Here is a 12397-nt window from a genome sequence, read left to right on the forward strand (position 1 = left end):
TCATCCATCACGGCACGCTGTTGCAGCGCATTGCGCGTCGCTCGCCCAATCCATCCACTGTCATCGAACAAGAGGAGTGTGGAGCCGTGAAAATTGCTGCTTCTCGATTCGTGCGTCTGGTGTCCACGGTGTGCCTGTCGGCGGTTCTGGCCCTGGCTGCGCAGCATGCGCATGCGGCGGCCGCGGCCGCCTGCACCGCCGGTCAATGGATCGCCAATCCCGACGACACCGACATGCCGGCCGTCCGCTACGAAACCCAACACTTCGCGTTCCGCTGGAAGGACGGACAAGCCGTGTCGCAGGATGACGTGACTTCGGCAGCCAAGGAGCTGGAGCTGATCTGGGACGACTACATGGGGCGCGTCGGGTTTCCCGAGCCGTATTGCAATACGGCAACGAAGTACAAGGTCAGCGTCTACCTGGACCACAGCTTTGGCCTGAACGGCGGTACCTCCGCCAGCGGCGGCATGGGCATGTGGATCAATCCGGACCAGTTGGGCTATCACTGGGGTCTGGCGCATGAATTGACACATGGCTTGCAGGGCAGCACCGGCGGCTTGCGCGACTCGCCGTACGTCGGCTGGATCTGGGAATCGCACGCCAACTGGATGGCGCATCAGTATTTCCACGACGACGTGCAGTGCTCGGAGATGTTGGTGAACTACCCGCATCTCTATCTTGGCTCGACCCGCGACCGCTACTGCAACTGGCAGTTCATGGAGTACCTCAAGGATCGTTTCGGTTACGCGATCATCAACGATCTGTGGGCCAAGGCGCCCAAGCCCGGCGATTCCCGCCAGGCCGATGCCGATCCGTTCTCGATCATTCGCGACAACATGGGCTGGAGCCAGTCGCAGCTCAACGACGTGCTCGGCGACTGGGCCATGCATAACGTGCAATGGGACTACACCGACCCGGACGGTCGCGACCACGGCGCCGTGATGCGTCAGCAATACGGCAGCAATACCGCGTTCGATCCGGAAAACCTGGCCGATGAGACCAATCGCGATCGCGCACTGCGCCTGACCCAGCTGGATCCGGTGCAGGGCCAGGCAGGCGTCTACCGAGTGCCGTTCGACTGGGCGCCGCAGCGTTGGGGCTACAACCTGGTACGGCTGGTTCCCGCCCAGGGCGCCGGGGCGGTCGTGGTGCGATTCCACGGCGACTTGCAGCAGGCGTCGGCGGTCGACACCTTGCCCGGGCTGGCGAACGATCCCGATCGCATCGGCACGCCGGACTCGGATTGGCGCTGGGGCCTGGTCGCGATCGATGCCAACGGCAAGCCGCGCTACAGCGCGCTGCAGCAAGGCGCCGAGGCCGCGCTGTCGTTCCAGCTCCGCAGCGGCGACAGCGACCTGTATCTGGTGGTGATGGGCACGCCGAGCAAGATGCAGAAGATCAAGTGGGATCAGTCCTACTATTCGGTCTACCGCTACCCGTGGAGCGTCACGTTGGAAAACGCGTATCCGTCGGGCCAGCAGCCCGGGGCGCCGACGCCGACGCGCGTGGGCGGCCGTCACCCCAACGGCGGTGGCTGGGTCGCCCAGAACGCGTATGTCGCGTCGACCGCCTATGTCGGCCCGCATGCGCGGGTGCTGGGGGGCAAGGTGCTGGGCGATGCGCGCATCGAGGATCATGCGACGATCCTGGGCGGGCAGGTGCAGGACGGCGCCGTGGTCGGCGGGTTGAGCCTGCTGCAGGACGGGGTGACGGTGAAGGATCGCGCCCAGTTGCATACGGTGTTCAAGCCGGCGGGGGCGTTCGGCGGGTTCACGCTGTCCGGCTCCGCGCAGTTGCGTGGCGACGTCGAGCAGCGCGGCGCGTCGGCCAGCAAGGGCGTGTTCTATGGATACGTCGATGCGGATACGGTGACCAACCCCGACTATGGCGCCGACCTGGCCGACGCGGTGCCAGAGGTCACGGCGAAGCCGCAATGATCGACCGGCAATGACTGCCAGGCGGTGTCGTGGCGGATGCACGGTGCATTCGCTGCGACACCGCCGCGGTTTCCCGGTGCCGTTCGCGTTCGCCGGCGCTGCCCGCAGGGCTGGTCGCCTGCGGCAGGCGATGCGGGTGATTCGGCAGAAATCCGCATCAGCACGCATCAGTGGGGACAAGACGCGCTGTCACCCGGATGACACAGTGGCTATGGATCCGCTGGTCGTTGCCCTGCGGCGTCGGCGTCCCGACATCTCACACAGGAGCAGTCCATGCCTCGATGCGTTTCTTTCCCGCATGCCGCCTCGCACGCGGGAGGCCGGCGATGAGCGGGCAGGGCATGCATCGGCATGGCGCCGCCTGCGCGCACGCAGCTTCCGATGCGGCTGGGGCCGCGCTGGATCCTTCGCGGCGCCGCTTCCTGCAATGGAGCGCACTGGCGGTGGCCGCCGGGCTGCTGCGCTTCCCGCTGGACGCCGCCGCGTCCACGCCCGGGCGGGTGCAGGCGCTGCCCTTGCAGCAGGTCACGCTGAAACCCTCGCTGTTCCTGGACTCGCTGCAGACCAACCGCCGCTACCTGCTGGAACTGGAGCCGGACCGCCTGCTGCACAACTTCCTGCAGTACGCCGGCCTGCCGCCGAAGGGCGCGGTGTACGGCGGCTGGGAGGGCGACACCATCGCCGGCCACACGCTGGGCCACTACCTCAGCGCACTGGCGAAGATGCATGCGCAGACCCGCGACCCGGTGCTGCGCGAACGCATCGACTACATCGTCGCCGAACTGGCGCGTGCGCAGGCGAAGGACCCGGACGGCTACGTCGGCGGCTTCACCCGCAAGAGCGACAAGGGCGAGATCGAGGGCGGCAAGGCGGTGCTGGAGGACGTGCGCCGCGGCATCATCAAGGGCAGCAAGTTCAATCTCAACGGCAGCTGGTCGCCGCTGTATACCCAACACAAGCTGTTCGCCGGCCTGCTCGATGCGCATGCGTTGGCCGGCAGCAAGCAGGCGCTCGAGGTGCTCCTGCCGCTGGCCGCCTACACCGCCGGCGTGTTCGATGCACTCGACCACGCGCAGATGCAGACCCTGCTGGACACCGAGTTCGGCGGGCTCAACGAGTCCTACATCGAACTGGGCGCGCGCACCGGCGATGCGCGCTGGGTCGCCGTCGGCAAACGCCTGCGCCACGAAAAGGTGATCGACCCGGCCGCGGCCGGGCGCGACGAACTGCCGCACATCCACGCCAACACCCAGGTGCCCAAGTTCATCGGCGAGGCGCGCCAGTTCGAGGTCGCCGGCGATGCCGATGCGGCCGCGGCGGCACGCTTCTTCTGGGAGACGGTGACCGCGCACTACAGCTACGTGATCGGCGGCAATGCCGACCGCGAGTATTTCCAGGAGCCGGACACCATCGCCGCGTTCCTGACCGAGCAGACCTGCGAGCATTGCAACAGCTACAACATGCTCAAGCTGACCCGGCATCTGTACCAGTGGACGCCGCAGGCGCGCTACTTCGACTACTACGAGCGCACGCTGCACAACCACACCATGGCCGCGCAGCATCCGGCCACCGGCATGTTCACCTACATGACGCCGATGATCAGCGGCGGCGAGCGCGGTTTCTCCGACAAGTTCGATTCGTTCTGGTGCTGCGTCGGCAGTGGCATGGAAGCGCACGCGCAGTTCGGCGATGCGATCTACTGGCAGGACGCCACCTCGCTGTACGTCAATCTCTACATTCCCTCGCGGCTGGATTGGACCGAGCGCGATCTGGCGCTGGAACTGGACAGCGGCGTGCCCGAGAACGGCAAGGTGCGTTTGCAGGTGCTGCGCGCCGGGCAACGCGCGCCGCGGCGCCTGCTGTTGCGGGTGCCGGCCTGGTGCCAGGGCCGCTACACGCTGCGCGTGAACGGCAGCCCCGCACGGGCCGCGCTGGTTGATGGCTACCTGACGCTGGAGCGCGACTGGCGCGCCGGCGACGTGATCGACCTGGACCTGGCCACGCCGCTGCGGCTGGAACACGCCGCCGGGGATGCGGACACCGTGGTAGTGATGCGCGGGCCGCTGGCGCTGGCCGCCGACCTGGGGCCGGTGAGTACACCCTACGACGCGCCGGACCCGGCACTGGTGGCCGCGGCCGATCCGCTGCGCGGCTTCGCCGAACTGCCGCAGCCCGGTCATTTCCTGGCCAGCAGCACGCAGCCGCCGGGCCTGACCTTCGTGCCGTTCTACGCGCAGTACGAGCGCCGCAGTGCGCTGTATTTCAAGCGCATGGGCCCGACCCAGTGGGCGCAGGAATCCCAGCGGCGGGCGCGCCGCCAGGCCGAGCAGGACAAGCTGCGTGCGATCGCGGTGGACATGATCCAGTTCGGCGACGAAGCCTCCGAGCAGGCGCACCAGTTGCGCAGCGACACCTCCTTCGGCGGCGCCTACCGCCGCCAGCAGTGCCGCGACGTGCGCGGCAAGGGCTTCGTCGAGTTTCGCATGCGCGGCAGCGCGCAGCCGCTGGCGCTGCGGCTGCGCTTCTGGGGCAGCGACAAGGGCCGCTTCAACATCCTGGTCAACGGCAAGCTGGCGGTGGAAGTGGCGGTGGAGCGCGGCCAGGTGATCGATTTCGTCGACCGCGACTACCCGTTGCCGCCGGAACTGACGCGCGATGCGCAGCCGCTGACCGTGCGCATCGAGCCGCAGCACGGCGACACCGCCGGTCCGTTGTTCGGCGGCTGGCTGATCCCGGCGTGACCGCAACCAGCGGCATCGCCGTGCGCAGCGATGGCAGTGTGTGCCTGCCGTGTCGTGTCTGCGCGACACACAACGCCATGCCTCGCCACGAGCGCCGCATGCAGGCGCGCAGCCACGCACGACCATGCATGATTCCGCATGCGAAACCGCGAATCGCGACAAGACGCGGGCGTGCGCACACGTCACAGTGTGACCGCGTGATGAAAATCTGATCGCATCGTCGTACCGGCCGTGGCGCCGGCGCGCGCCACCGGAGCGCCGCCATCGTCGTCGGACGTCATCGCAGGAGCGGGGGAGCCGCGCACGGCCGTGCGCGCAGGAGATCGGCTTCCCCGTTGTGCGCCAGGCCGTCGTGGTCCGGTGCAGGCACGCCACCGCAGGCGCCGCGCAGGCGCCACCGTCCAGCAGGTCCGTCCGTCGGCATGGCGCCGGCATGGCGTCGTTCGGCCTGCGTTTTTTCGCTGTCTCGTCTCGCCACCTTCCAGGAGTCCGCCCCATGTCGTTTCCGCAGCCACGCCCTTCCTTCCGTCATGCCGCGACGCCGCTGGCGCTGGCAGTCGCCACCGCCCTGTCGCTGGGGAGCGCAGGAGCGGCGCAGGCGCAGGAGGCGAGCGCCGACAGCGCCACCCAGACCCTGGACAGCATCGTGGTCACCGGCTCGCGCCTGCGCCGCGTCGATACCGAGACCGCCAACCCGGTGGTGACCATCAGCCGCGCGCAGATCGAAGCCACCGGCAAGGCCACGCTCGGCGACCTGGTGCAGGAACTGCCGTCGATCGCCGGCAATGCCACCAATCCCAACACCAACAACGGTGGCGGCACCGGCGCCTCGGTGATCTCGCTGCGCGGCCTCGGCGAGAAGCGCACCCTGGTCCTGGTCAACGGCACGCGCCTGGCCAGCAACGACGTCAATGCGATCCCGGCGACCATGATCGAGCGGGTGGAAGTGCTCAGCGACGGCGCCTCGGCGGTGTACGGCTCGGACGCGATCGGCGGCGTGGTCAACTTCATCCTGCGCAAGGGCTTCGACGGCGTCGAGGCCAGCGCCGACTTCGGCACCAGTTCGCGCAGCGACGGCAACCGTCGCAATTTCTCGCTCACGGCCGGCAAGACCGGCGAGCGCGGCAGCATCGTCGCCGGCCTGTCCTACCACGACATCGACCCGGTCTCGGCCGGCGCGCGGGCGTATTCCAAGGACGCGCTGTCGCTGATCGACGGGGTCGGGGTGAGGCAGGGCTCCTCGGCCACGCCGACCGGCAGCATCAGCTTCAACGACGGCTCGGCCGCGGCCAAGGCGCTGGCGGCCAGCAACGGCTGTTCGCGGGTCACCTTCAACGGCGGCAGCAGCAGCCCGACCAACGCCAGCCAGTACCACTGCTACGTCGCCTCGACCGATTCCTACAACTACCAGCCGTACAACCTGCTGCAGACCCCACAGGAACGCACCAACGCCTTCGTGCTCGGCAGCTACCGCTTCAGCGACCACCTGGAAGGCTACGTCAACACCTATTTCAGCAAGACCACCTCGTCCTCGATCATCGCGCCGATCCCGATCTTCGCCAACGGCGACAACTTCCTGGTCTCCTCCGCCAGTTACTACAACCCGTTCGGGGTCAACTTCGGCACCGACCGCAGCACCGGCACCTCGTACAACAACTTCAACACCCGCGCCACCGTGCTGGGCAACCGGCGCTACGAGTACAACACCTACAATTTCCAGATCAATCCGGGCCTGCGCGGCAGCTTCGGCGACAGTTCCTGGCAGTGGGATGCCAGCCTCAACTACGGCAAGGTCAAGCAGAAGTCGATCAACTACGGCTTCCTCGACTACGCCGGTTTCAATGCCGCGGTGGGGCCGTCGTTCCTGGCCGCCGACGGCACGGTCAAGTGCGGCAGTGCCGGCGCGGTGATCGCCGGCTGCACCCCGATCGACGTGTTCAACCTCAACGCCGCCAGCAACAAGGCCGCGCTGGAAGCGCTGGTGGTCAACCCGATCGTCACCAACGTCTATACGGTCAAGCAGTTCGAGGCCAACGCCAACGGCGAACTGTTCGCCCTGCCCGCCGGCACCGCGAGCCTGGCCGTGGGTGTCTCCTATCGCAAGGAAAGCACCAGCACCGCCGCCGATCCGCTGTGGACCGGCGACGAGAACGGCATGTGCGGCGTGATCGAGTACTGCGCCTCCGTGCTCGGCGGCAGCTTCAGCGTCAAGGAAGCCTATGCCGAAGCGCTGTTCCCGCTGCTGGCCGGGCTGCCGGGCGTGCACTCGCTCAACCTGACCGTGGGCAGCCGCTTCTCCGACTACGACACCGTCGGCAGCAAGACCAACAGCAAGGTCTCGCTGGAGTATCGCCCGATCGAGAACCTGTTGTTGCGCGGTACCGCCTCGCAGGTGTTTCGTGCGCCGAACATCAGCGAGCTGTATGCCGGCGTGGCCGGCGACGCGCCGTCGGTCACCGATCCGTGCAATGGCTACACCGGCGGCCATGCCGCGGCGTGCGCCAACGTGCCCACCGACGGCAGCTACCAGCAGTCCGACAACCAGGTCGGCGCCAAGGCCTCCGGCGCGGCCGTGGCCGGCTACCAGCTCAAGCCGGAGACCGGCATGTCCTACGACTTCGGCGTGGTCTACGACCCGGGTTGGGTCGAGGGTCTGTCGATGAGCGCGGACCTGTGGAAGATCAACCTCAAGGACACCATCACCCAGGTCTCGGCGCAGACTGTGCTCAACCAGTGCTACGCCAACGACGCCAGCGCGTTCTGCGCGCTGATCCACCGCAACGACAACGGCACCATCAACTACATCGCCGAGCCCACCGTGAACCTCGGCAAGCTGTGGGCCAGCGGCGCGGATTTCAGCCTCACCTACCGCCTGCCGGACACTGCCTGGGGCAACTTCAGCGCCGGCCTCAACGGCACCTACGTGATCCGCTACGACATCAACCCCGACACCACCGACCCCAGCACGGTCACCATCCACAACGCCGGCAAGTACACCTACGCCTACGGCAACTTCCCGCGCTGGCGCGCGCTGGGGACGCTGAACTGGAATCTGGGCGACTGGAGCGCGTCGTGGCGTATCCGCTACATCGGCCGCACCGAGATCGGCAGCGCCGATACCCGCCAGAGCCTGTCGGCCGATGCCGACCAGCCCGCCGTGGTCCGCGACATCGGCGCCTACGTCTACCACAGCGTGCAGGTGGGCTATCAGGTCAAGCCGTGGAATACCCGCTTCGAAGTGGGCGTGGACAACCTGGCCGACCGGCAGCCGCCGCTGTACTACGCCAACAACGTCACCAACGCCAACACCGACGTGGCCACCTACGATCTGCTCGGCCGCTACTACTGGGCGCGGGCGACGGTGAAGTTCTGAGCGTGCCTTCCGGCAGTCCGATCCAGGACGTTGCAGCGCCCGTCGCAGGCGGGCGTCTGCGCCAGCGCAGCGTGATGTGGGGCTGCGCGCTGCTGCTGGCGGCCCCATGCATGGCGGCTGTCGGTGCCGGGCAGATCCGCCCCGGGGCGGTGTGGAACGATCGCCAGGGCGTTGCCATCAACGCCCATGGCGCCGGCGTGCTGCGCGACCGCGACGGCACCTACTACTGGTTCGGCGAATACAAGACCGCCGGCGCGGGCGGCAATACCGCCCAGGTGGGCGTGTCGGTGTATCGGTCGCGCGACCTGTTGCATTGGGACAACCGCGGCATCGCGCTGCAGGTGGCCGATGACCGGCAGTCCGATATCGCCAAGGGGGCCGTGATCGAGCGTCCGAAAGTGCTTTACAACGCAGCCACCGGCCGCTACGTGATGTGGTTCCACCTGGAGCGGCCAGGGCAGGGCTACAAGGATGCACGGGTCGGGGTCGCGATGGCCGAGCGGGTGGACGGGCCGTACCGCTACCTGCGTTCGTTCCGGCCCAATGGCCAGGAGTCGCGCGACATGACCCTGTTCCAGGATGACGACGGCAGCGCTTACCTGTTCTACAGCTCCGAAGGCAACGCGACGATGCATGTCACCCGCTTGCGTCCGGATTACCTGGACACCGAGCCGACTTTCGCGCGCATTTTCGTCGAGCGCTGGCTGGAGGCGCCGGCGGTGTTCAAGCAGGCAGGGCGCTACTACTTCCTCGGTTCCGAATGCACCGGCTGGAAGCCCAATACCGCGCATGGCGCCACCGCGCCGTTGCCGACCGGGCCGTGGACCGAGTTCGGCAATCCGGCCCGTGGCGAGGACGCGGCGCTGACCTTCCACAGCCAGAGCGCCTATGTGCTGCCATGGCCGGGACGGCCAGAGCATTTCATCTATCTTGGCGACCGCTGGAACCCCGGCAATCCCATCGATGGGCGCTATGTCTGGTTGCCGTTGACGCTGGATGGCCAAGGCTTCCGGATCGATTGGCGCGATGCCTGGTCGCCTGCGCGGCACTGAGCGCAAGCGATGTCTGGCGTCTGCATCAGAGCCGCGTCGGTTTACTCCAGCAACGTCAGTAGGTCCCGATGCAGATCGCGCGGAACCCGCACACCCTCGTGGAGGCTGCGCGCTCGCGCCTCATAGCGGCGTTGCGAGGGCAAGCGTGCGCCAGTGGCTTCGTAAGCGCCAAAGAACGCCTCCGCACGGGCCAGATGCGCGGCCCGGTCGGCGCCGAGAAAGCGCGCCGGATCCAGCGCCAGAATCAGTTCGCCGTGGTAGGGCGAAGCGCCGGCGCCGGCGTCGTGGGCCAGCGATTCGGCGCTGGTGAGGTCGCCGATCAGCGGCCCGGCGATCAGCTCGATCATCGCCGACAGTGCCGAGCCCTTGTGGCCGCCGAAGGTCAGCATTGCGCCGCCGTCGGCGACCGCGGCCGGATCGGTGGTCGGCGCGCCCGTCGCGTCCACGCCCCAGCCTTCGGGAATCGGCTGGCCGGCGCGGCGACGCAGCTCGATCTCGCCACGCGCCACCGCGCTGGTGGCGAAGTCGAACACGAACGGCGGCGCATCCACGCGCGGCCAGCCGAACGCCAGCGGGTTGGTGCCCAGTAGCGGCGTTCGCCCGCCGGCCGGCGTGACCCAGGCGTGGCTGGGATTGCAGATCAGCGCGACCAGCCCTGCCTCGGTGATGCGTTCGACTTCCGGCCACAGCGCAGAGAAATGCACGCAATGGTTGATCGCCAGCGCCGCCAGGCCATTGGCACGGGTCTTCTCGATCAATAGCGGCAGCCCACGCTCGAACGCCAGCAGCGAGAACCCGCCGCGCGCATCGACCCGCACGATACCGGGCGCATGGTCGTGTACGACAGGCTCGGCATCGCCCACCACCTTGCCGTTGCGCAGCGTCGCCACGCAGCCGAGCGTCCGGTACAACCCGTGCGAGGCGCAGCCGTCGCGTTCGCCGGCGACGATGGTGTGGGTGAGCGCCTGCACGTGCGCAGGGCTGAAGCCGGTGTGGGTCAGGATGCGTTCGACCAGGGCGGTGGCCTGGTCCAGGGACAGGGGGATGGTGTCGCTGGGGTTCATCGAAAAATGATCCGAAAGTGTCATTGGATTCTCGCCCGCAAGGCGCTCCGCGAGAAGCCTGGGAGCGTCATGCAATCTCGAAGTTCTATCTACGTCGGCCGGTGCCGTGCATAGCGTCACCTCGTTCCGAGGCACTGTAATGATCGATCACTCAGGATTCGTCCAAAAAAACGAAGCCGGCATGTGCCGGCTTCGTTCTTTTCGCGATCACGCGCCTTGGCCTACACCGACAACTCCAACAACAACTTGTTGAGCCGCCGCACATACCCCGCCGGGTCCTTCAGGCTGTCGCCCGCCGCCAGCGCTGCCTGATCGAACAGCACCTTCGCCAGATCGCCGAAGCGCTCGCCATCGGCTTCTGCGTCCAGCTTCTCGATCAGCGGGTGCGCCGGGTTGAACTCGAACACCGGCTTGCTCTCCGGCAGCTTCTGGCCACTGGCTTCGAGGATCTGCCGCATCTGCAGGCCCAGGTCGCCCTGGCCGATGGCCAGGATCGCCGGCGAGTCGGTCAGGCGGTGCGAGACGCGCACTTCGGAGACGTCGTCCTTGAGCACGTTCTGGATGCGCTCGACCAGGCCCTGCTTGGCCTTGGCGGCTTCTTCCTTGGCCTGCTTCTCTTCCTCGCTGTCGAGCTTGCCCAGGTCCAGGTCGCCGCGCGCCACGTCGACGAAGGACTTGCCGTCGAACTCGGTGAGGTAGCTCATCAGCCACTCGTCGATGCGGTCGGTGAGCAGCAGCACTTCGATGCCCTTCTTGCGGAACACCTCCAGGTGCGGGCTGTCCTTGATCTGCGCGTAGCTCTCGCCGGTCAGGTAGTACAGCTTGTCCTGGCCGTCCTGCATCCGCGCCACGTAGTCGGCCAGCGACACGGTCTGCGCGCCGTCGCTGCCGTGGGTGGAGGCGAAGCGCAGCAGGCCGGCGATCTTCTCGCGGTTGCCGAAGTCCTCGGCCGGGCCTTCCTTCAGCACCTGGCCGAAGTTCTTCCACACGCCCTGGTAGCGCTCGGCGTCGTCCTTGGCCAGCTTCTCCAGCATGTCCAGGGCGCGCTTGGTCAGCGCCGACTTCATCGAGTCGATCACCGGGCCGGACTGCAGGATCTCGCGCGAGACGTTCAGCGGCAGGTCGCTGGAATCGACGATGCCCTTGATGAAGCGCAGGTACAGCGGCAGGAACTGCTCGGCCTGGTCCATGATGAAGACGCGCTGCACGTACAGCTTGAGCCCGCGCGAGGCGTCGCGCTGGTACAGGTCGAACGGCGCGCGGCCGGGCACGTACAGCAGCGAGGTGTACTCCAGCTTGCCCTCGACCTTGTTGTGGCTCCACGCCACCGGGTTCTCGTGGTCGTGGGCGATGTGCTTGTACAGCTCCTGGTATTCCTCGTCCTTGATCTCGGTGCGCGGGCGCGTCCACAGCGCGCTGGCGCGGTTGACGGTTTCCCATTCAGGGGTCTCGGGCTTGTCCTTGTCCTCGCCGTAGTGTTCCTTGGGCAGTTCGATCGGCAGCGCGATGTGGTCGGAATACTTGCGCACGATGCCGCGCAGCTTCCAGCCGTCGGCGAAGTCCTTCTCGTCGTCCTTCAGGTGCAGCACGATGCGGGTGCCGCGTTCGGCCTTCTCGATGGTGGCGACCTCGAACTCGCCTTCGCCGCGCGAGGACCAGTGCACGCCTTCACTGGCCGGCAGGCCGGCGCGGCGGCTGTACACGTCGACCTGGTCGGCGACGATGAAGGCGCTGTAGAAGCCCACGCCGAACTGGCCGATCAGGTGCGAGTCCTTCTTCTGATCGCCGGACAGGTGCTTGAGGAATTCGGAGGTGCCGGACTTGGCGATGGTACCCAGGTGCGCCACGATCTCCTCGCGGCTCATGCCGATGCCGTTGTCGTCGATGGTGACGGTGCCGGCGTCCTTGTCGAAGCCGATGCGGATGCGCAGTTGCGCGTCGCCGTCCAGCAGCTCCGGCTTGACCAGCGCCTCGAAGCGCAGCTTGTCGGCCGCGTCGGAGGCATTGGAGATCAGCTCGCGCAGGAAGATCTCCTTGTTGGAATACAGCGAATGGATCATCAGCTGCAGCAGCTGCTTGACCTCGGTCTGAAAGCCCAGGGTTTCTTTTTGGGTTTCCACGCTCATCGGTAGGTGCTCCATGAAGGATGGGCGGCCGCGCGGAGGAGGGCGCGGCTCTGCCGGCCGACATGGTGGCGGCCGCGGCCGGCTTCAAGCGCCGCGCGGCGCAT

6 protein-coding genes are annotated in these 12397 nt (G+C 67.2%); 4 read left to right on the forward strand and 2 right to left on the reverse strand.

Annotated elements, in window-relative coordinates; translation table 11 throughout:
- Nucleotides 1–86: 86 nt before the first annotated feature.
- The 4 genes from AC1PLR_RS07125 to AC1PLR_RS07140 all read left to right on the forward strand — a co-directional run bounded on the left by AC1PLR_RS07125 (nt 87) and on the right by AC1PLR_RS07140 (nt 9103).
- Nucleotides 87–1937 (forward strand): Svx/AvrXca family virulence/avirulence protein, encoded by a 1851-nt coding sequence (locus AC1PLR_RS07125; protein WP_481103096.1) that lies wholly within the window; start codon nt 87–89, stop codon nt 1935–1937.
- A gap of 326 nt (nt 1938–2263) precedes the next feature.
- Nucleotides 2264–4678: a beta-L-arabinofuranosidase domain-containing protein gene (locus tag AC1PLR_RS07130; protein WP_481103097.1), complete on the forward strand. Its 2415-nt coding sequence runs from the start codon at nt 2264–2266 to the stop codon at nt 4676–4678.
- A 496-nt stretch (nt 4679–5174) separates the two neighbouring features.
- The gene (locus AC1PLR_RS07135; protein ID WP_481103098.1) at nt 5175–8051 is read left to right on the forward strand and encodes a TonB-dependent receptor; all 2877 of its coding nucleotides are present in this window, start codon (nt 5175–5177) and stop codon (nt 8049–8051) included.
- A 110-nt stretch (nt 8052–8161) separates the two neighbouring features.
- Entirely contained in the window at nt 8162–9103 is a 942-nt protein-coding gene (locus tag AC1PLR_RS07140; protein WP_481103099.1) for a glycoside hydrolase family 43 protein, read from the forward strand.
- Nucleotides 9104–9144: 41 nt separating this feature from the next.
- On the opposite strand, the gene AC1PLR_RS07145 is transcribed toward AC1PLR_RS07140, so the two are convergent.
- Both AC1PLR_RS07145 and htpG read right to left on the reverse strand, forming a co-directional pair.
- Complete coding sequence (locus AC1PLR_RS07145; protein ID WP_481103100.1) at nt 9145–10167, reverse strand: Ldh family oxidoreductase; 1023 nt, start codon at nt 10165–10167, stop codon at nt 9145–9147.
- 221 nt (nt 10168–10388) lie between these two features.
- Nucleotides 10389–12293 carry a molecular chaperone HtpG gene (htpG, locus tag AC1PLR_RS07150; protein WP_481103101.1) on the reverse strand — a complete coding sequence of 635 codons (1905 nt, stop codon included), beginning with the start codon at nt 12291–12293 and terminating at the stop codon, nt 10389–10391.
- Nucleotides 12294–12397 lie beyond the last annotated feature (104 nt).

This window comes from Xanthomonas sp. NCPPB 3570 (assembly GCF_056725115.1).

Bases quoted from the DNA above. Each gene is read 5' to 3' on its own strand.
- AC1PLR_RS07130 (WP_481103097.1), top strand. From the start codon at position 2,264: ATGAGCGGGCAGGGCATGCATCGGCATGGCGCCGCCTGCGCGCACGCA.
- AC1PLR_RS07135 (WP_481103098.1), top strand. From the start codon at position 5,175: ATGTCGTTTCCGCAGCCACGCCCTTCCTTCCGTCATGCCGCGACGCCG.
- AC1PLR_RS07140 (WP_481103099.1), top strand. From the start codon at position 8,162: ATGGCGGCTGTCGGTGCCGGGCAGATCCGCCCCGGGGCGGTGTGGAAC.
- AC1PLR_RS07145 (WP_481103100.1), bottom strand. From the start codon at position 10,167: ATGAACCCCAGCGACACCATCCCCCTGTCCCTGGACCAGGCCACCGCC.
- htpG (WP_481103101.1), bottom strand. From the start codon at position 12,293: ATGAGCGTGGAAACCCAAAAAGAAACCCTGGGCTTTCAGACCGAGGTC.